This is a genomic window from Gibbsiella dentisursi (assembly GCF_039539505.1).
GTDB lineage: Bacteria > Pseudomonadota > Gammaproteobacteria > Enterobacterales > Enterobacteriaceae > Gibbsiella > Gibbsiella quercinecans.
This window is the reverse complement of the sequence record NZ_BAABDG010000002.1, coordinates 1,575,230-1,596,579: the sequence shown is the minus strand read 5'-3', so window position 1 is coordinate 1,596,579 and position 21,350 is coordinate 1,575,230. Positions and strand designations below refer to the sequence as shown.

General features: G+C 57.0%; 15 protein-coding genes. 6 read left to right on the top strand and 9 right to left on the bottom strand.

What is annotated here, in order from left to right; genetic code table 11:
- Positions 1–20: 20 nt before the first annotated feature.
- The gene (hrpA, locus tag ABFX35_RS07750; protein ID WP_346080142.1) at positions 21–3,908 is read right to left on the bottom strand and encodes an ATP-dependent RNA helicase HrpA; all 3,888 of its coding nucleotides are present in this window, start codon (positions 3,906–3,908) and stop codon (positions 21–23) included.
- Between the two features lie 271 nt (positions 3,909–4,179).
- Here hrpA and ABFX35_RS07745 point away from each other — a divergent pair, with 271 nt between their 5' ends.
- On the top strand, positions 4,180–4,785 hold the full coding sequence (locus tag ABFX35_RS07745) for an FMN-dependent NADH-azoreductase (protein WP_279023896.1): 606 nt from the start codon (positions 4,180–4,182) through the stop codon (positions 4,783–4,785).
- An 85-nt stretch (positions 4,786–4,870) separates the two neighbouring features.
- Here the strand turns inward: ABFX35_RS07745 and ABFX35_RS07740 are convergent, their stop codons facing one another.
- The 3 genes from ABFX35_RS07740 to ABFX35_RS07730 are packed head-to-tail and all read right to left on the bottom strand — an operon-like array spanning position 4,871 to position 8,008.
- Positions 4,871–5,191, bottom strand: a complete 321-nt coding sequence (locus ABFX35_RS07740; RefSeq protein WP_279023894.1) for a YdbL family probable chaperone protein — start codon at positions 5,189–5,191, stop codon at positions 4,871–4,873.
- A 10-nt stretch (positions 5,192–5,201) separates the two neighbouring features.
- Complete coding sequence (locus ABFX35_RS07735) at positions 5,202–5,378, bottom strand: YnbE family lipoprotein (protein ID WP_413541211.1); 177 nt, start codon at positions 5,376–5,378, stop codon at positions 5,202–5,204.
- 17 nt (positions 5,379–5,395) lie between these two features.
- Positions 5,396–8,008, bottom strand: a complete 2,613-nt coding sequence (locus ABFX35_RS07730) for a YdbH family protein (RefSeq protein ID WP_346080139.1) — start codon at positions 8,006–8,008, stop codon at positions 5,396–5,398.
- A gap of 383 nt (positions 8,009–8,391) precedes the next feature.
- Here ABFX35_RS07730 and ABFX35_RS07725 point away from each other — a divergent pair, with 383 nt between their 5' ends.
- Entirely contained in the window at positions 8,392–9,384 is a 993-nt protein-coding gene (locus ABFX35_RS07725; protein WP_095848772.1) for a 2-hydroxyacid dehydrogenase, read from the top strand.
- Positions 9,385–9,440: 56 nt separating this feature from the next.
- Here the strand turns inward: ABFX35_RS07725 and ABFX35_RS07720 are convergent, their stop codons facing one another.
- Positions 9,441–9,707 (bottom strand): putative hemolysin, encoded by a 267-nt coding sequence (locus ABFX35_RS07720; protein ID WP_121552566.1) that lies wholly within the window; start codon positions 9,705–9,707, stop codon positions 9,441–9,443.
- Between the two features lie 261 nt (positions 9,708–9,968).
- A complete protein-coding gene (locus ABFX35_RS07715; RefSeq protein ID WP_279023888.1) occupies positions 9,969–10,301 on the bottom strand; it encodes a DMT family transporter in 333 nt (110 codons plus the stop codon).
- Between the two features lie 294 nt (positions 10,302–10,595).
- Here ABFX35_RS07715 and nifJ point away from each other — a divergent pair, with 294 nt between their 5' ends.
- Entirely contained in the window at positions 10,596–14,129 is a 3,534-nt protein-coding gene (gene nifJ, locus ABFX35_RS07710) for a pyruvate:ferredoxin (flavodoxin) oxidoreductase (protein WP_279023886.1), read from the top strand.
- Between the two features lie 183 nt (positions 14,130–14,312).
- Positions 14,313–15,170, top strand: a complete 858-nt coding sequence (locus tag ABFX35_RS07705; protein WP_346080135.1) for an arginase family protein — start codon at positions 14,313–14,315, stop codon at positions 15,168–15,170.
- 72 nt (positions 15,171–15,242) lie between these two features.
- On the opposite strand, the gene fraE is transcribed toward ABFX35_RS07705, so the two are convergent.
- Complete coding sequence (fraE, locus tag ABFX35_RS07700; RefSeq protein WP_279023882.1) at positions 15,243–16,286, bottom strand: fructose-asparagine asparaginase; 1,044 nt, start codon at positions 16,284–16,286, stop codon at positions 15,243–15,245.
- 567 nt (positions 16,287–16,853) lie between these two features.
- Between fraE and ttcA the strand changes: the two genes are divergently transcribed.
- Positions 16,854–17,789: a tRNA 2-thiocytidine(32) synthetase TtcA gene (gene ttcA / locus ABFX35_RS07690; RefSeq protein ID WP_095848778.1), complete on the top strand. Its 936-nt coding sequence runs from the start codon at positions 16,854–16,856 to the stop codon at positions 17,787–17,789.
- A 229-nt stretch (positions 17,790–18,018) separates the two neighbouring features.
- Here the strand turns inward: ttcA and zntB are convergent, their stop codons facing one another.
- Positions 18,019–19,002: a zinc transporter ZntB gene (zntB, locus tag ABFX35_RS07685; RefSeq protein WP_346080132.1), complete on the bottom strand. Its 984-nt coding sequence runs from the start codon at positions 19,000–19,002 to the stop codon at positions 18,019–18,021.
- Between the two features lie 255 nt (positions 19,003–19,257).
- Here zntB and ABFX35_RS07680 point away from each other — a divergent pair, with 255 nt between their 5' ends.
- Entirely contained in the window at positions 19,258–19,506 is a 249-nt protein-coding gene (locus ABFX35_RS07680; RefSeq protein ID WP_346080130.1) for a hypothetical protein, read from the top strand.
- A 103-nt stretch (positions 19,507–19,609) separates the two neighbouring features.
- On the opposite strand, the gene ABFX35_RS07675 is transcribed toward ABFX35_RS07680, so the two are convergent.
- The gene (locus ABFX35_RS07675) at positions 19,610–21,211 is read right to left on the bottom strand and encodes a peptide ABC transporter substrate-binding protein (protein ID WP_346080882.1); all 1,602 of its coding nucleotides are present in this window, start codon (positions 21,209–21,211) and stop codon (positions 19,610–19,612) included.
- Between the last annotated feature and the right edge of the window lie 139 nt (positions 21,212–21,350).

Below are 21,350 nucleotides of genomic sequence, written 5' to 3'. Positions count from 1 at the left end.
TGCTGCAGGCTGCCTTGCGCCTATGCCGATAGCTGATCGATGGTTTGCAAGATACGCTTGTCGGAGATCGGGTACGGCGTACCCAACTGCTGAGCAAACAGGCTCACGCGCAGCTCTTCAATCATCCAGCGCACTTCTTTCACCTCATCGTCCTCCCGGCGTTTGGCAGGCAGCTTGTTGAGCCACTGCTGCCACGCCTGCTGCACCTGCTCCACCCGCAGCATCTGCGCGCGGTCACGGTGCGGATCGATGCTGAGCTTCTCCAGCCGGCGCTCGATGCCGTGCAGGTAGCGCTGGGTATCCGCCAGGCGCTTCCAGCCGTTGGCGGTGACGAAACCGCGATAGATCAGGCCGCCAAGCTGGGTTTTGATGTCGGAAAGCGCCAGCGCCAACGATATATCCACGCGCCCTTTCAAACGCTTATTGATGTTGAATACGGTCGTCAGGATTTGCTCCACCTGTTTGGCGATCTCGACCACCGTTTCATTTAGCTCGGCGCGCACCTTCTCCTGCAACGCGGCAAACTGCGTTTCCTGCCACACCGGCCCACCGTGCTCGGCAACCAGTTTATCCACCCCGCAGGCGATGCAGTCGTCGATCAGATCCAACACCTTGCCGTACGGGTTGAAATACAGCCCCAGTTTGGCTTTGTTGGGTAATTTCTCATGCAGGTATTTGATTGGCGATGGGATATTCAACAGCAGCAGGCGGCGCGTGCCTTGCCACATCATCTGCTGCTGTTCCAGTTCGCTGTCAAACAGGCGGATTGCAACGCTGTCTTTTTCATCGACCAGCGCCGGGTAGGCCTTCACCGCGTAGCCGCCGCGTTTTTGTTCGTAGAACGCCGGCAGGTTGCCAAAACTCCAGACGTGCAGATCGCGCTGCTCCAGCCCGTCATCAGCCACGGCGGAAAGCGTTTGCTGCACTTTATCCTTCAGGCTGAGTTTCAGCGCCGCCAAATCCTTTCCCTCGCGCAGCGCTTTGTTTTTTTCTCCCACCACGCGGAAGGTCACTTTCAGGTGATCGGGCACCTGATCCCACTGCCAGTCATCACGTGACACCGTAACACCCGTCATGCGGCGCAGTTCCCGCTCCAGCGCATCCAGCAGCGGCATGTCCAGCGAGGTCACCCGCCCCAGAAACGCTTCCGCATAGTTGGGCGCCGGCACGAAATTGCGCCGCACCGGCTTCGGCAATGATTTAATCAGGGCGATAATCAGTTCGCGCCGCAGGCCGGGAACCTGCCATTCGAAGCCGGCTTGCTCAACCTGGTTGAGGATCGGCAACGGGATATGCACCGTGACGCCATCGGCGTCGGCGCCCGGCTCAAACTGGTAGCTCAACCGCAGCTTCAGGTTGCCCTGGTGCCAAGCGTTCGGGTAATCCAGCGCGCTCACCTTATTGGCACCGTCTTTGATCAGCATCTCTTTTTCAAAACTGAGCAAATCCGGCTGCTGCGCGGCGGCGGTTTTCCACCATTGATCAAAGTGACGTGCCGAAACCACCTCGTTCGGGATACGACGATCGTAAAAATTAAACAACGTTTCATCGTCCACCAGAATATCGCGGCGGCGCGACTTGTGCTCCAGCTCTTCCACTTCGGCCCGCAGCTTGAGGTTGGCGCCAAAAAACGCATGCCGCGTCTGCCAATCCCCTTCCACCAGCGCGTGGCGGATAAACAGCTCGCGGCACAGCAGCGGATCGATACTGCTGTAATTCACCAGGCGCGCCGCCACGATCGGCAGGCCAAACAACGTGACCTTTTCCGTGGCCATCACCGCCCCCTGCGATTTTGACCAATGCGGCTCACTGTAGCTGTGCTTCACCAGATGCTGCGCCAGCGGTTCCACCCACTCCGGTTCGATACGCGCGGCAATCCGCCCCCACAGGCGGCTGGTTTCCACCAACTCGGCCACCATCACCCACTTCGGCGGCTTCTTGAACAGCCCCGATCCAGGGAAAACGGCAAAGCGGGCGTTGCGCGCGCCGGTGTATTCCTGCTTATCCGCGTCTTTCTGGCCGATGTGCGACAGCAGGCCGGTGAGCAGCGCCAGGTGAACGGCGCGGTAATCGGAAGGCACGCTGTTCACCGGCAGCCCCAGCTCTTTCACCACCTGGCGCAGTTGGGTGTAGATATCCTGCCACTCACGCACCCGCAGGTAGTTCAGGAATTCATTGCGGCAGAGCCGGCGGAACTGGTTCGATGAATGCTCTTTCTGCTGCTGTTGCAGGTAGTCCCACAGGTTGACGAACGCCATGAAGTCGGAGTCTTTATCGGCAAAGCGGCGGTGTTTTTCATCCGACGCCTGCTGTTTTTCCAACGGCCGTTCACGCGGATCCTGAATGGAGAGCGCCGCGGTGATGATCATGACTTCGCGCACGCTGCCGGTTTTTTGCGCTTCCAACACCATGCGCGCCAGGCGCGGATCGATCGGCAACTGCGCCAACTGCCGGCCCTGCGGCGTGAGCTGGTAATGCCCGCTGGCGGCGGTTTTGATGGCGCCAAGCTCTTCCAGCAGGCGCACACCGTCTTGAATATTGCGTTTATCCGGGGCTTCGACAAACGGGAACGCGGCGATATCCCCCAGCCCCAGCGACGTCATCTGCAGGATAACCGATGCCAGGTTGGTGCGCAGAATTTCCGGATCGGTAAATTCCGGGCGGGAGAGAAAATCCTGCTCGGAGTACAGCCGGATACAGATACCTTCCGAAACGCGGCCGCAGCGCCCTTTACGCTGGTTGGCCGATGCCTGGGAAACCGGTTCGATCGGCAGGCGTTGCACCTTGGTGCGGAAGCTGTAACGGCTAATGCGTGCGGTGCCCGGATCGATCACGTATTTGATGCCGGGCACGGTGAGCGAGGTTTCCGCCACGTTGGTCGCCAGCACAATGCGGCGGCCGTGGTGCGATTGGAAAACGCGATTCTGTTCGCTGTTCGACAAGCGGGCATACAGCGGCAGCACTTCCGTGTGCGGCAGATTCAACCGCGCCAACGCATCGGCGGTATCGCGGATTTCACGCTCGCCGCTCATAAAGATCAGAATGTCCCCCGGCCCTTCGCGGCCAAGTTCGTCCACGGCGTCAAAAATGGCCTGTAGCTGATCGCGCTCAGTATCGTCGGCATCATCCACCACCGGGCGGTAACGCACTTCAACCGGGTAAGTGCGGCCGGAAACCTCAATAATCGGCGCGTTGTTGAAATGGCGCGAGAAACGCTGCGGATCAATGGTCGCCGAGGTGATAATCACTTTCAGATCGGGGCGTTTCGGCAACAGTTCGCGCAGGTAGCCGAGGATAAAATCGATGTTCAGGCTGCGTTCGTGCGCCTCATCGATGATCAGCGTATCGTATTGCATCAATAGCCGATCCTGCTGGATCTCCGCCAACAGGATACCGTCTGTCATCAGTTTGACCAGCGTGTTGTCGCCAACCTGATCGTTAAAGCGCACCTTGTAGCCCACGCTGCCGCCGAGCGGGGTTTCCAGCTCATCGGCGATGCGGTTGGCGACGGTGCGTGCGGCCAGGCGCCGTGGCTGGGTATGGCCGATCACGCCTTTCACCCCGCGCCCCAGCTCCAGGCAGATTTTTGGCAGCTGCGTGGTTTTACCCGAACCGGTTTCACCGGCGACGATCACCACCTGATGATCGCGGATCGCATTAAGAATATCGTCTTTTTTCTGGCTGACCGGCAGGCCGGCCGGATAGGTGATTTTCGGGCACGATGCCTGGCGCTGCTGCACCTTCAGGCGTGCGGCGGCGATATCCTGGGTTATTTCGTCGATGACGGCCTGCTGCGCCGCAGGATCGTTTATTTTTTTGCTGCCGTGCAGCCGGCGGCGCAGGCGTTGTTGATCACGGAGCATCAGTTCATTCAACGGGCCTGATAGTGCCGCGAGCGGTGATTTCACTGTCGGTATTCCTTGTTTCTTCGCTGCCCGGATGACGTTTTGAGCAACGTTTTCAAAATGGGATCAGCAATTTTCAGCTGCGGCGCCTAGGGTAGCACATCGCAAAAAATTCCCGTAATCCATCTGGTTAGCGCAAACCATGCTCATTCAATAAAATCGAACGAAGATCTCGAAATATTCCGCTATCTCTGTTGAGGAAAGCTATTTACAGTGTGTTCCATGCAACGGGCATAAGCCCTGATGTCACCGTCACAACTGAAAGGAATTATTGATGAGCAACGTACTGGTTCTTAAATCAAGCATCCTGGCGACCTATTCACAGTCTAACCAACTGGCTGATTTCTTTGTTGAGCAGTGGTCTGCAACGCACAGCGGCGATACCATCACCGTGCGCGATCTGGCTGCCGATCCGGTTCCGGTTCTGGACGGTGAACTGGTCAACATTCTGCGCCCTTCCGATGCGCCGCTCAGCCCACGCCAGCAAGACGCGTTGGCGCTGTCTGACACACTGATCGCCGAACTGCAGGCCAACGACATCATCGTGATCGCAGCGCCGATGTACAACTTCAACATTTCCACCCAGTTGAAGAACTATTTTGATCTGATCGCCCGTGCCGGCGTGACCTTCCGTTACACGGAAAATGGCCCGGAAGGCCTGGTTAAAGGCAAACGCGCGATCATCCTGACCAGCCGCGGCGGCATCCACAAAGGCACGCCGACCGATCTGGTTGAGCCATACCTGCGCCTGTTCCTGAGCTTCATCGGCATCACCGACGTAGAGTTTGTCTTCGAAGAAGGCATTGCCTATGGCCCGGACATGGCGACCAAAGCCCAGGCCGAAGCCAAGGCCGCACTGGCAGAAATCGCCGGCGCCTAACGCCGCCTGTTTATCACCTGCGTTATCCTCATAATAATCAAAAGTGTCTACATTATTGCGCGCCATCAGGCGCGCTTTTTTTATTTTACTTTTTCAACCATTGGCCGTTGATGCCGCGCACATACTCCCCGGCCGGCGCCCGCGCCACCAATTTCTGCCCCGCCATCCGCGCCACCTCATCAAGCGCGATGCTGTTGCTGGCCGCCACCTGCTGGTATTGCTCGGTGCGCCCGGTATTAATACGCTCGACCAGCGCCAGCGTTTGCGCGTCCTGCTTTAGCGGCGCCACATAGCCGCTCAGCGTTTCGCCTACGCGCCCTTGCTGCTTGGCCTCGTTCAGCGTCAGCGCCATTGCCGTGCCGCACACCAACCAGGCCGCCAACAACCACAGATATCGTTTTTTCATACCCAGCCCCTTAGAACAGATCGCTGCGGTTTTTCAGCATATTTTCCACGTCTTTATCCACTTTGATATGGATCTCATGCTCAATCTTGACGTTCATATTAATGGTTATCGGGTCTTTAGGCGTGGCCACTTCAATGCGCGGCACACAGCCGGCAAGGCCACAAACAGAGAGTACGGCAGCCAGCATCGGCCCGGTCACGGTCTTCATTGTTGATCCCCAGATTTTGAGAGGGCCTGCTCCAGCCACTCTTGTAAATTGTCGCCAAAGCGTAAACTACGCCAGAGTTGGAACACGTTTTCCTGATGGCTGTAGTTGAGAATAACCTCGCGTTTGGCGTTTTTCTGCGGGTTTAACCCCTCAATCTTCGCCCGCAACGCCAATTCGCCCAGGTTATTGAGATCGACCCGGGCCTGGGTGCGGTTAATTTCCATATAGCGCAGCCAGTCGATAGCCATGCCGCTGACTAAATTTTTGCTGCCAATGGCATCGGCCATGTCTTTATCCAAACGCAGCGTCAACATACCGGCATTGGCGATCCAGCCGTTGCGCACCAGCCACTGCGGATCGTTCAGGTACAAAGGCAGTTCGCCGTTCACCCGGCCGGACATGGCAAACTGCTTGGGCTTGAGGGCGGTAAACAGCGCGCTAAGATCGATCCGTTCCAGCTTCAGCACCGCGGCGGCGTGCTGCGGCAGGCGCAGCGCCGACAGGCTGATATGCCCGTTCAACATATCGACGCCTACGTTGCTGAGCGTCAGCGGCCGCGCTTCACTGTATGGGTAGCTGCCTTGCAGATCGGCAGTGATATTCTGCATCTGGAACAGGTTATTCAGCGCCGCTATCCGCAGCGCCACCGGCTGCCTGGCGCCCAACTGCCAGATGTGATCCTTCAGCCGATAAGGCAAAACAAAATCCAGCCCGCTGACGTCACCGTCTTGCAACCACAGACCGCCGTTTTTCACCACCCAGTGCCCGCCGGCCTCAAAACCTTGCTCGCGCGCAGCGGAAAATGCCGCCTGGGCATAAAATTCGCCGTTGTTCAGCGTGATGTTGGCGTCTTTAGCCAGCAATGGCTGGAATACCGTCAATGACTGCTTCGGCCACCAGCCCTCGCCGCGCAAACGTTCGCCGTCCCAGCGGCCACGCAGCTTAATCGGCCCAATATCCCGCGCCTGCAGTTGCCCGCGCAACAGGAAGTGTAAAGGATCGCTCCCGGCAAGTTGCAAATCCAGCACCGGCGCCGGCAGGCGCCCGCCGTTGCTGAAACCAATCTGCTCCGCCACCAGTTGCAACGCCCCGCCGAGCGATGGGGCTGCATCACCCCGCTGCCACACCAGCGGTTCACGCAGGCTAAGGCGCGGCGCCGCTACGGTGACCAACCCATACTGCAGGCGATCAAAACCGCTGGAGAGACGTTCGAGCACCAGCGTCGGCCCTTGCCAACGGCCGCTGCCCGCCACATCCCAATTAGCCTGCAGCGGCGGAAGGCGGCCACGGCCCCAATAGCGCCACTGCCAATCGCCGCTGTCCGGCCAGAAATCCTGCGCCTTGCCATCCAGATGCACATGCACCTTGCCCCAGTAACTGTCACTGGCCCGGATTATCGCCTGTAAACGCCCACTGATCCCGGCCAGCGTCACGTTAACCCCGGCCAACGGCAAACGCATCTCTTCCAGCTTCATCTCTGGCGATACATTGCCCCAGGCCCGCAATAACGAACCCGGCTGCAGCGATAACGTGGGGTTCAGCGCACTGCCGCCGATCACACCGGGAATCGACGCCGTGGCGGAAAAATCCGCAAAGTTGGCCTGTCCGGTCAGGCGGAAGGCCAGATCGCTATCAACCAGGCTCAGTTTGCCCGGCCCCAGCGTCAACACGGCGTTACCTTTGCCGTTATGCCCCGCGGTGATCACATTGAGGCGGGCGCTGATCTGCATCGCATCCAGCCCCTCGGCCCAGTTGCCTACCCCGGCGCTGACGCCGCCGCTCAGCGGTTGGCCGGCGTATGGCCAGCGCCACTGCCCCTGGTTGATGTTCAACGCCTGTGCGCTGACTGACCACGGCAGCGTTGCCAGCGGCTGCCCGGCGCCCTTTTCCTGCAGCACCAGTACCCCTTGCTGTTGCCGCCACTGTAGATCCAGCAGCAACGGTTGCTGCAGATACGGCGTCAGCATCTCCCCCTGGAGCGCCCCCTGTTCCGGCAGGCGATCCAGGCTGAGCGGCACGGTCAATTTGCCGTTGAGGTGCAAGGGCTGGGTGCCGCCAGGCGGCATTATCGTGAGGTTGTTCAGGGTGAGCTGCTGTTTATCGTCAAGCCATGCGGCCAGGCTGAGGTTATCGCCCTGGTAGCTCAACTGCTGACCGCCGCTGGCGGCATGCAACTGCAGTTTGCCGGCATACTGTTGCCATGGCAGCAGCGTGAAATGCGCCACGGTGACATCCAGCGCCGGCAACCGTTGCTGAAGCTTGTCGATAGAAAGCGGTTCGCCAGCGTTATCCCCTGCCGGGAGCCTGGCCAGGCAGGCGGTGTCCACACTGACGCGCTCACTGGCCAACAGCCAGCGCCCGTTCGCATAGCCCAGGCGGACCGCGCCCACCGTAGCCAGCGGGCAGTCCTGGGCGCGCAGGCTAAGCCCCGGCAACTGCAGTGCCCCCTGGTGCCAGCGCAATGGGCCGGCCAGTGTGAGTTGCGTGCCCGGCGGCAACCAGTGCGCAGCCAGGCGGGGCAACCAGCGCGGCAGGGTTTGCCACAGCGTGGCCAGCAGGATAGTGCCCCCAGCGGCAACCCCGATAACAATTTTCAGGCGCTTATTCATTAAATAATTGCTTCATTCCTGTTGAAGGCATCACTGTACCCGATGGCCGAAAGTATAATAGTAGGCCACGGCGGCAGTGAGCCTGTCCCTATTCTGGCCGTTATGATGGCATGAATTAGCCGGGGGATGAAGTTACCGGCCAAATTCGGCATTCTTCTTAATATAGGCAGTTAGTCGATAGCAGAGGTGTTAACCTGAATCCCAGAAGGGGTATTCGCAGAGAGAATTTTACATCTTTCGCCCTGGTTGATTAACAATCATAGAAATAGAAATAAAAGCACAAAAACAATTAGTTAACGCATCAATTGTAGGGTTGTAAATTCATTGTCCGATGGTGTGAAACTCATTAAGATGGCCGCAGGATCACAGTGGGAGAAACCACGATGAAATTGGCGATATACAGCACCAAACAGTATGACCGTAAATACCTCGAGTTGGTAAACCAGCAGTTCGGCTATCAACTGGAGTTTTTCGATTTTATGCTCAGCCCAAGGACCGCCAAAACCGCCGCCGGCTGTAATGCCGTGTGTATTTTCGTTAATGACGATGGCAGCCGCAAGGTACTGGAGGAGTTGGCGCAGATGGGGATCAAGATCCTCGCGCTGCGCTGCGCCGGCTTTAACAATGTCGATCTGGCGGCCGCCAGCGAATTGGGGATTAAAGTAGTGCGCGTGCCGGCCTATTCGCCAGAAGCGGTGGCAGAACACGCCGTCGGCATGATGATGTGCCTTAACCGCCGCATTCACCGCGCCTATCAGCGCACCCGCGATGCCAACTTCTCGCTCGAAGGGCTGATTGGCTTCAACATGTACAACCGCACCGCCGGCGTTATCGGCACCGGCAAAATCGGCGTGGCGGCGATGCGTATCCTGAAGGGCTTCGGTATGACGCTGCTGGCTCACGATCCCTATCCCAGCGAACAGGCGCTGGAACTGGGTGCCGAATATGTGCCGCTGAAAACGCTGTACGCACGTTCGGACGTGATTACCCTGCACTGCCCGCTGACGCCGGAAAACCACCACTTGCTGAATGCCGAAGCCTTTGCGCTGATGAAAAAAGGGGTGATGATAGTTAACACCAGCCGCGGCGGGCTGATTGATTCATCGGCCGCCATCGAGGCGCTTAAGCAACAAAAAATTGGCGCGCTGGGCATGGACGTCTATGAAAATGAGCGGGATCTGTTCTTTGAGGACAAATCCAACGATGTGATTCAGGACGATGTATTCCGCCGCCTTTCCGCCTGCCACAACGTGCTGTTTACCGGCCATCAGGCGTTCCTGACGGAAGAGGCGTTAACCAGCATCGGGCAGACCACGCTGAAAAACATCGAGCAGCTTTCACGCGGCGAACCGTGCCCCAATCTATTGAACGAATAAAACCGACGGGGTGCCTGCCGCACCCCGCTTCATGCCCTGCCCGTTAGCCGCGGCAATCAGCCGGCCGCGGAGCACGCTCCCTGGCCCAGCGCCCACTCTTCGCAACGCTTGCCGTTCGGCATCTGGCACATTTTCACCGCATCGCCATTCAAAGAATGAGCGATAGTAGTGACGCCGCCAGCGCGAGCACAGAGCGCACTGGTCGGTAACGTATTAATATTCAGGCTGGTTGCCTTTTGAACGGGTTCATCATTACTGCCGTTGCTGCTACAGGCAGCCAACAGCAACACGGCACTGGCAAACAACCCTCTCGCTACGATCATTCTTCCACTCCCGAACCGATATTACGCTATCCCCGCCAATTAACTTTTCACGATAACCCACGGAGCTAATTTGTGCAGATACAAACTGACCAAGCCAATAATTGGCCAGGCATTGACGTTTGACGATGTGCAGCGTCTAATTTAGACCGATAAATAAATAATGAAAATAGACTTTCACGTTTATTTCGGCACGAAAGAAAAAATAATCCACATAGGTTAAAACGCAGATAATGCCGCTCGTATCAACATATACAAAACTGCCTAGTGCACCGACGCCTTCGACCACAGATTAATCACCAAAACACCGGCGATGATCAACGCCAGGCCGAACACCGCCGGCCAGTCGAGCTTTTGCTGATAAATAAACATCGCGGCAATCGTCACCAACACGATACCCAGCCCCGACCAGAGCGCATACACAATCCCCAGCGGCATGGTTTTTACCACCACGGAAAGCCCATAAAATGACACGGAGTAACCGGCAACCACCAACAGCGAAGGCCAAAGCCGGGTAAAACCTTCCGATGCTTTAAGCATCGTCGTGGCAATAACTTCCGCAATAATCGCCATGATTAAATACATCAATCCAGACATAGGCTTCTTCCATGTGTCGTCATATTGACAAAAAAGGTTCTGCGCTACCGCAACCGTTTTAAGCGAAACCCGGCTGAAATAGCCGTAATACTGGCCCAGTATATTAGGGCAGCGTTAAACTGACGTTAAAGCAATGTGGCACCAACAAAAATTCCGTGCCACTCCCCCCGCCATTCTATTCATTCGGCCACACAAATGCGATAGAGAGCCAATGCGCCACTCTGCTAGACTTCGCCCATTACTGCAAAAGCACAGATCCTTTTGCAGCTTTGCGAGCAATGAAAGGTACTATTAATGATTACTACAGACGGTAATAATGCAGTAGCGTCCGTGGCCTATCGCACCAATGAAGTGATTGCCATTTACCCGATTACCCCCAGCTCCACCATGGCGGAACAGGCGGACGCCTGGTCTGGCGATGGCCGTAAAAATATCTGGGGCGACGTACCACGGGTGGTGGAAATGCAATCCGAAGGCGGCGCTATCGCCACGGTGCACGGTGCGTTGCAGACGGGCGCATTATCAACCTCGTTTACCTCATCGCAGGGCCTGCTGCTGATGATCCCCACGCTGTACAAACTGGCCGGTGAACTGACGCCGTTTGTGCTGCACGTTGCGGCGCGCACCGTCGCGACCCACGCGCTGTCAATTTTCGGCGATCACTCCGACGTGATGGCCGTGCGCCAAACCGGCTGCGCGATGCTGTGCGCCAGCAACGTCCAGGAAGCGCAAGATTTTGCCCTGATTTCACAAACGGCGACCCTTAACAGCCGCCTGCCGTTTATTCACTTTTTCGACGGTTTTCGCACGTCGCATGAAATCAATAAAATCGTTCCGCTGAGCGATGACACGCTGCAGCAAATGCTGCCGCAAGACGCCATCGCCGCACACCGCCGCCGCGCGTTGTCGCCGGATCATCCGGTGGTGCGCGGCACGTCCGCCAACCCGGATACCTATTTCCAGTCGCGTGAAGCCACTAACCCCTGGTACAACAACACCTACCAGCACGTCGCAGACGCCATGGCGAAATTCGGCCAGCTAACCGGTCGCCATTATCAACCCTTCGAATATTACGGCCACCCGCAGGCCGAACGCGTAGTGATCCTGATGGGCTCTGCCATCGGCACCTGCGAAGAAGTCATCGATACTCTGCTCACCCGCGGGGAAAAGGTCGGCGTGCTGAAAGTGCGCCTGTTCCGCCCCTTTGCGGCCGAACACCTGCTGGCGGTGCTGCCGCAAAGCGTCAGGAAAATCGCCGTGCTCGATCGCACCAAAGAGCCGGGCGCCCAGGCCGAACCGCTGTATCTGGACGTGATCACTGCGCTGGCGGAAGCCTTCAGCCGCGGCGAACGCGACACCCTGCCGTTAGTGATCGGCGGCCGTTACGGCCTCTCTTCCAAAGAGTTCGGCCCGGACTGCGCGCTGGCGGTGTTCAACGAGCTGGCGCAGGATAAGCCGCGCCCACGCTTTACCGTCGGCATCTTTGACGATGTTACCGGCCTTTCGCTGCCGCTCAGTGACGAAACCCTGCCTTCGCGCGCCACATTGGAAGCGCTGTTTTACGGGCTGGGCAGCGACGGTTCCGTCTCCGCCACCAAAAATAACATCAAGATTATCGGCAACAGCACGCCGCTGTTCGCCCAAGGTTACTTCGTTTACGATTCCAAAAAGGCCGGCGGTCTGACGGTTTCGCACCTGCGCGTAAGTGAACAACCCATCAATTCGGCCTACCTAGTCAGCCACGCCGATTTCGTCGGCTGCCACCAGTTGCAGTTTATCGACAAATATCAAATGGCGGAGCGGCTGAAACCCGGTGGGATTTTCCTGCTCAATACGCCGTACAGCGCCGATGAGGTATGGGGCCGTTTGCCGAACGAAGTGCAGGCGGTGCTGAACCAACGCCAGGCCCGTTTTTACATCATCAACGCCGCAAAGCTGGCGCGTGAATGCCAACTGGGCGCGCGCATCAACACCGTGATGCAGATGGCGTTCTTCCACCTGACGCAAATTCTGCCCAGCGACATCGCCCTGCAACAGTTGCAGGACGCCATCGCCCGCAGCTACAGCAGCAAAGGCCAGGAAATCGTTGAGCGCAACTGGCAAGCGCTGGGCGCCACCCGCGAAGCGCTGATCGAAATTCCGCTGCAGCCGGTTGACGACAGCAGCCCAATGCGACCGCCGGTAGTTTCCGATGCCGCACCGGACTTCGTCAAAACCGTGACCGCCGCCATGCTGGCCGGGTTGGGCGATGCGCTGCCGGTCTCTGCCTTCCCGCCGGACGGCACTTGGCCAGTGGGCACCACCCAGTGGGAAAAACGCAACATCGCCGAAGAGATCCCAATCTGGCAGCCGAACTTATGCACCCAGTGCAACCACTGCGTGGCCGCCTGCCCGCACTCGGCGATCCGGGCGAAAGTGGTGCAACCATCTGCTCTAGAGGGCGCCCCGGCTTCGCTGCAATCGCTGGACGTGAAGGCCCGCGATATGCGCGGCCAGAAATACGTACTGCAAGTTGCCCCGGAAGACTGCACCGGCTGTAACCTGTGCGTTGAAGTCTGCCCGGCGAAAGACCGCCAGAACCCGGAAATCAAAGCCATCAATATGGCTTCGCGGCTGGATAATCTGGTGGAGGAAAAACAGCACTACGATTTCTTCCTGCAGTTGCCGGAAATCGATCCTGCGCAACTGGAGCGTATCGATATCCGCACTTCGCAGTTGATCACCCCGCTGTTCGAATACTCCGGCGCCTGCTCCGGCTGCGGCGAAACCCCGTACATCAAGCTGCTGACCCAGCTGTATGGCGATCGCCTGCTGATTGCCAACGCCACCGGCTGTTCGTCGATTTACGGCGGCAACCTGCCGACCACGCCCTACACCACCAATGCCGAAGGCCGCGGCCCGGCGTGGGCCAACTCGCTGTTTGAAGATAACGCCGAATTTGGCCTGGGCTTCCGCCTGACGGTGGATCAGCACCGCAAGCGCGTATTGCGGCTGTTGGAAACCCTGGCGCCGCAGTTGCCGGCCCAACTGGTAGCCAGCTTGCAGATGCCGGATATCGCCCCGGAACCGCGCCGCCAGCAAATTGCCGAGCTGCGCGCGCAACTGATTGCCATCGACAGCGACGATGCGCGCCAGTTGGCGACCGACGCCGACTATCTGGTGGATAAATCCATTTGGCTGATCGGCGGCGACGGCTGGGCCTACGACATTGGCTTCGGCGGCCTGGATCACGTGCTGAGCCTGACGGAAAACGTCAATGTGCTGGTGCTGGATACCCAGTGCTATTCCAACACCGGCGGGCAGCAGTCGAAGGCCACGCCGCTTGGGGCCGTGACCAAATTTGGTGAGAACGGCAAGCGCAAGGCGCGCAAGGATCTGGGCGTCAGCATGATGATGTATGGCCACGTGTACGTGGCGCAGATCTCGCTAGGCGCGCAGCTTAACCAAACGGTCAAAGCAATTCAGGAAGCCGAAGCCTACCCAGGCCCTTCGCTGATCATCGCTTACAGCCCGTGTGAAGAGCATGGCTACGATCTGGCGCTCAGCCACGATCAGATGAAACAGTTGACCGCCACCGGCTTCTGGCCGCTGTACCGCTTTGATCCGCGCCGCGCGCAGGAAGGAAAAGTCGCGCTGGCGCTGGATTCCCGACCGCCAAGCAGCAACCTGAGCGAAACCTTGCTGAAGGAACAGCGTTTCCGCCGCCTCAACGCGCAGCAGCCGGACGTCGCCAGCGCACTGTATCAGGCCGCGGAAAAAGAGCTGCAGGAAAAATACGATTTCCTCAGCATGCTGGCTGGTAAAGCGGAGAAATCCACCAGCGAGTAAACCGCAAAGGGCGCGCCGCCGCGCGCCCTTTTTTTATTGCCTGCCGTCGCTACCGCCTTGCAGACCGCCCTCACATTCTGTTCATTCGCTTGCATTAATGGCATAGCCGAAAAGATATACTTGTTCACGTCATTGCGGCCATAAACCCGGATACGTTCATTTCTGCGACCGAGGAGCCAACCCATGATCCATCAGTTAATTTGTATTCCCTATGACTCCGGGCACCCTCATGCCCGGATGGGCGCTGGCCCCATGTACCTTGCCAAATATGGGGCCGTTGAGCGGCTGCAGCAGTACGGCTCGGTTATGCTGCAAACGCTCGACATATCCCCCCGATTCCCGACCGAAATTGGCACCGCCTTTGCGCTGCATCGCGCGGGGGCATCGGCGGTTGAAGCGGCCTTAAGGGCGGGCAAACGGCCCATCGTATTATCCGGCAACTGCAACAGTTCGTTGGGCACGGTAGCCGGCATACAACGCGCCGGCCCAGAGAAACTGCTGGGGGTGATCTGGTTTGATGGGCATGGCGATTGTAATACGCCGGCAACCTTCAACGGGGATTTTCTGGATGCGATGGGAATCAGCACCCTCACCGGCCGTTGCTGGCAGGCGCTTGTCACCACGGTTGCCGGCTTCCGCCCGCTTCCCGATGAAAATGTCGTCCTGGTGGGCGGCCACGGAGCCGATCTGGGCGACAAACGCGTTCTTTCCCAATCGGCCATTGAGCAGATCCCGCCCGATGCGGATATTCTCAACAGGCTGATGGCGGCAATACATCGCCTGACCGGCCAAGGCATTACCCAGATTTATTTCCACCTTGATGTCGATGTTCTTGATCCGACGTTTGGCATGGGGAATGAATTCGCGCCGCCGGGCGGGCTGCGGCCAGAAACGCTGATTCAGTGCGCCGAGTTGCTTTCTGCCCACGCTGCGGTGGCCGCGCTGGGGATCGCCTCTTTTGATCCCGCGCTGGATATTAACGGCACGGTTACTGAGGTTGCACTTGAGGTGATCGCCGCCATAGCGCGTAACGTGCATTAACAAGCGCGCGCTGGGTTACCGATAGCAAAAGGCCCGTATCGTTGCGGGCCTGTCGTGATTAGCGAGCTTAACTTAGTAAGTATGGAAATACTGCTGGATCAGCGCGGGATCCTTGGTTTGGGTCAACGCCGTCATTAGCAGAATACGTGCTTTGGCGGGGTTGAGGGAATCGGCAACCAGGCCGGGCTGGCCGTCATCCGGCGGCACCACACCGCTGCCGGTACGTGATGCCCTGACCACGATAATGCCGGCTTTTTGCGCCTTTTCAATCCCAGCCTTGCTTCTGACAGAAACCGAGCCGGCACCGGTGCCCACATAGATGATGCCATCCGCATGATGCGCGATGGCGGCATCATACATATATTCAGGATCGTCCTGGTAGCCATAGATCATCACTACCTTCGGCAATGTTTTGATATTGCGTGAATCAAACACCGAACGCAGCGTATGAATTTTATCAACGCGGGTTTCAAACTGCGGTTTGCCACCGACAATCACGCCTAAATAGCCTTGTTCCGGCGCCTTGAAGGTATCGAGAGTGGTTGCATTGGTTTTGGTCGCAAAGCGCGCCGCGGCAATGCGGTCATTCAGCACCACCATCACACCACGCCCTTTGGCCGCAGGATCCGCCGCTACCGTAACTGCCTCCAGCAGGTTCATCGGCCCGTCTGCGCTGATGGCCGTCGCCGGCCGCATTGCCGCCGTGAACACCACCGGTTTATTGCTTTTTACCGTCAGGTTGAGGAAATACGGCGTTTCATCTAACGTATCGGTGCCATGGGTAATCACCACGCCATCAACATCGTCGCGCGCCAGCAGTTCATTGACCCGCTGCGACAGTTTCAGGATGATGTCGCTGGTCATGTTTTCACTGCCGATATTGGCGATCTGCTCGCCATCAACCTGCGCCACATTTTTCAATTCAGGCACTGCATTTATCAGCGTCTCAACGCCGATCGCCCCCGCTTTATACCCGGTGGTCTGCGTATTGCTGGCGGCAGAACCGGCAATGGTGCCACCCGTGGCAAGGATCACCACATGGGGTAATTTTGTCGCGCTGAAAGCGCAAGTGGTTATTGTGAATAACGCTACAGCAAGCAATGCTCTAAAATTCATAGTTCAACATCCCCAAAAAAAAGAAACCAGCAAAAACTGGCGGCAACCCTAATGCAAACCCTGCGCCAGAATTTATCGCGTTAACCCACGGTATAATGTTCAAATATCAGACAAAAATACCTTTGCATCATTATTATGCCCCAAATCAGTGCATTGGTGCGCCATGCCGGGGCAATGAGCCGCGCTAACACCGGCACGGCCTGATCAAACCAGGGTAAAAACCGCGCTATTGGCGATTATTGTTCGGCACAAGGTGAGCGCGGCGTAAAACGCGCTGGCATTCGCCGCCGTAATCCGTACCATACGCGGCATACTTTTATACTCGTCATACTTCAAGTTGCAGGTGTGTTGGTTTTCCTACAACTCGAATTATTTAGTGTATCTAGGCTGGCGATTGCCAGCCGGTGAAACCCGTTTTTTATCGTGAATCGAATGGGGCATGATAAGGCGCAAATGATGTCTGTAATTTGTGGCGCACGGATTGAATAATCAGCAGGCCCGGCGACAGGCTTGCACGATGATAGGTTTTGCCCCAACGTTGCCCCTTTGAGATTGAGAAGTTTAAAAATGACAGAAAATCAGTCAGTTACTCCTAAAGAGCAGTATAACCTGAACAAATTGCAAAAGCGCCTGCGCCGCAACGTGGGTGAAGCCATCGCCGACTACAACATGATTGAAGAAGGCGATCGCATCATGGTTTGCCTGTCCGGCGGCAAAGACAGCTACACCATGTTGGAGATCCTGCGCAACTTGCAGCAAAGCGCGCCGGTGAATTTCTCTCTGGTGGCGGTGAATCTGGATCAGAAACAGCCGGGGTTCCCTGAGCACATTCTGCCCGCGTATCTGGAAAATTTGGGGGTGGAGTACCTGATCGTTGAAGAAAACACCTACGGCATCGTGAAAGAAAAAATTCCGGAAGGCAAAACCACCTGTTCGCTGTGTTCCCGCCTGCGCCGCGGCATCCTTTACCGCACCGCCACCGAGCTGGGTGCGACCAAAATCGCCCTTGGCCACCACCGCGACGACATCCTGCAGACCCTGTTTCTCAACATGTTCTACGGCGGCAAAATGAAAGGCATGCCGCCTAAACTGATGAGCGATGACGGCAAGCACGTGGTGATTCGGCCGCTGGCTTACTGCCGCGAGAAAGACATTGAACGCTTCGCGCAGGCCAAAGCCTTCCCGATCATCCCCTGCAACCTGTGCGGTTCACAGCCCAACCTGCAACGCCAGGTGATCGGCGATATGCTGCGCGACTGGGATAAACGCTACCCAGGCCGCCTGGAAACCATGTTCAGCGCCATGCAGAACGTGGTGCCCTCGCACATGTGCGATACCGAACTGTTCGATTTCAAAGGGATCCATCACGGCAGCGAAGTGGTGGGCGGCGGCGATCTGGCGTTTGACCGTGAGGAGCTTCCTCTACAACCGGTGGGCTGGCAGCCGGAAGATGCCGAAGACGCGCCGGTGGTTCAACGCCTGGACGTGCTGGAAATAAAATAAGCCCCGGCCTGCTGCAGCGCGGCGGCAGGCAAAAAAAATGCCGGCGTTTAGGCCGGCATCATACGAATTAAATGTGCTATGCAGTAATTCTAAATAAGAAAGTAAGACAATTATGGAGCGCAACGCCCATCGCTTGACGTTGCATTCACCTGCGAGATAAAGAATGCCGTAGTTTGCCCGGCCAAATATTGATTTTGCTCAATAGAAAACCGAATTATCCCCGCTTTCACTACAGCCAACGGCTGCGTTTCAGCCACCAGGCGACGCCCAGCACCAACCCCACCAGCATCAGGCAAAAGACGGCGAATCCATAGCTATCGGTATTGCCCGGGATCCCACCCAGGTTCACGCCAAACAGCCCGGTCAGAAAGGTGGTGGGCAGGAACACCATCGCCAACAACGACATGGTATAAGTACGGCGGTTCATGGCGTCCGCCATCACCGTGGTGATTTCGTCGGATAACACCGCGGTGCGGGCGATGCTGCTGTCCAGATCGTCCAGCGCGCGCCCCAAACGGTCGGAGATATCCTGCATTCGGCGGCGATCGTCATTTTCCATCCACGGTAAGCGCTCGCTGGCCAGGCGGGAATAGACGTCGCGCTGCGGCGCCATGTAGCGGCGTAGCACAATCAGCTGTTTGCGTATCAGCGCCAGTTGGCCACGCTCCGGGATCTGCTGCTCCAGCAAGGCGTCTTCCAGATCGATGATCTTATCGTGCAAATCTTCAATAAATTCGCTGGCGTGGTCGGTCAACGCATCGGAAATCTCCACCAGCCAGTCGCCGCTGTTGATCGGCCCGGTGCCGCTTTGCAGATCGTTAACCACTTCATCAATCGAGTACACCTTGCGGTGGCGGGTAGAAACAATCAGCCGATCGGTCATATACACCCGGAAGGTCACCAATTGATCCGGCCGCGAGTCGGCATTGAAGTTTATAGCGCGCAGCGTAATCATGGTGCCGTCGCCCAACCGGCTGACCCGTGGGCGGGTGCTTTCACCGGCCAAGGCTTCGCGCACCGAATCAGGCAGCAGCGGCGTGGTGTTCAGCCATTGCGCACTGGCCGGGTGGGCGTAGTCTAGATGCAGCCAGCAAGGCTTTTCACTGGTAATTGCGGCTTCATTATCGATGGGGGTTACACCGCCCTTGCCGTCAAACTGATAGGCATAGACCGCGTCAGAAACCTGTACTGTTCGCCCTTCAATGACATCCATCCGTCATCCCCTTTGTTGTGCCAATACGCGTGAGTCTAGCGTTAATAGCTTACAAATCAAAGACGCAGCTGGGGAGTAATTGCCGATAACGTAACGTGCAATTGCCCCTAACAGCCCGCAGGCCGGCCAGCGCCTTATCAAGCGATAACATAATCGCATCAATCATAATGAAAAAATAAAATAAAAAATTAACATAAGTTTGTTTAACCTCACTTATATGAGGCCTATACTCTATTTAACTACGAGGAGGTAGTTATGTTAAGAGATCACTTGAAAATCGATAAAAGCTGCACGTTAGAGAAAGTACGCAATATTCACCTGCATAACCAAGGCCAAGAAGAAATCAGCGAATTTATTGTGAAAGACGCTTCCGGCAAGCCGGTGGGCAAAGTTTCAGTACACGATCACTTCAGCACCCGCCGTTCTTACCCCACTTCTTACCGCGTGACGCAAACCGATATGGCCGGGCATGTCGTCGTTGATATCATGCCGGATCGGCTCTGATAACGGCACACTGATTCTATCCCCCGCCTCATCCGCAAAGGGGCCGCAATGACCCCTGACGCAGATAAGCGTGCTGAATGAAAAGCGCGTATGCCTTCCAACTTTAGTGCTTGATGATATACATCGTATGGCTGTACGCCACGTCTTCCGGATTGGTGATCGGGTAGCCTTTTACCCAAGGCTTAATCAAACGACCATTGGTATATTGATAAATCGGCGCAATCGGCGCCTGTTCGGCGATGATCTGCTCGGCCCGGTTGTAATCGGCGTTGCGTTCGGCAGGATCGGTTTCGCGGCTGGCCTGTTCCAACACCCGATCGTAATCGGCGCTGCGGAATTTGGCGATATTGCCGCTGTGGCTGGAAGTCAGCAACGAAAGGAACGTTGAGGCTTCGTTATAATCCCCCACCCAAGAGGCGCGGATCACATCGAAATTCCCGCTGTTGCGGCTATCAATGTAGGTTTTCCACTCCTGGTTTTGTAGTTTCACCTCCACGCCCAGCTTTTTCTTCCACATTGAGGCGACGGCGATGGCGATCTTCTGATGGCTTTCCGAGGTGTTGTACAGCAACGTCAGTTTCAACGGATTGCCTGGCCCGAAACCTGCCGCCTGCAGCAGCGTTTTGGCCTGTGCGTCCAGTTCGGCCTGGGATTGTTGTTTCAGCAGGCCGTTGTCCGGCGTGAAGCCGGCGGTAACGTCCGGAGTGAAATGGTAGGCCGGTTTTTCACCGGTGCCGAGTACCTTTTCGGCAATGATTTTACGATCGATGGCATAGGACAACGCCTGGCGCACCCGCACATCGCTGGTCGGCGGCCGTTGGGTATTGAAAGCATAATAATAGGTGCCGAGCTGATCCGGGGTGTACACCTGGCCAGGGATATCTTTCAACAGTTTCTGGTACAGGTTTTTCGGGAAAGACTCGGTAATATCGATATCTCCCGCCAGGTAGCGCTTGGTCGCGTTGGACTCCTGATTAATCGGCACAAAGGTGACCTTGGTCAGCACCGTATGGGCGTGGTCCCAATAGTGTGGGTTGGGCGCCAGCACCAGCTTTTCATTTACCACCCTTTCCTGCAGTTGATAGGCGCCGTTGCCGACCAGGTTACCGACTTTGGTCCAGTCGTTGCCGAACTTTTCAACCACCGCTTGCGGCACCGGGAACAGGCTGAAATTGGCCGTCAGGCTGGGGAAGTACGGTACGGGTTTATCCAACTGTACTTTCAGCGTATGGTCATCCACCGCGCTGACGCCCAGTTGATTAACCGGCAGTTTGCCGGCGATGATATCGCCGGCATTCTGGATGCCGGCCAACTGTGCAAACCAGGCAAACGGCGACAGACTTTTCGGATCTACCAGCCGCTGCCAGCTATAAACAAAATCTTTTGCCGTGACAGGGTCACCGTTAGACCAACGTGCGTCTTTGCGCAGCGTGAAAATGTAGGTCTGGTTATCGGTGGTGCTCCACGCCGTGGCCACGCCGGGAATGATTTTGCCGTTGGCATCCTGGTTCACCAGGCCTTCGAACAAATCGCGCGCCACCTGTGCTTCCGGCAGGCCCACCGCTTTGATTGGATCAAGCGAGGCCGGCTCATCCTTGATATGGCGCACGATTTCCTGCTTGTCCGCCAGCACGGTGCCGGCTGGCACCTCGGCAGCCACCGCGCTGTTGATCCCCATACTAACAAACACCGCGCACAGCGCCATCCGCCCTTTGATTCCCGCCATCGTCAATTATCCCCGTTAACCCTACGAATTATTTATCCTATATACCCAAAATAATTCGAGTTGCAGGAAGGCGGCAACACAGCGAACCCCCAGGAGCTTACTTGAGTAAGTGACTGGG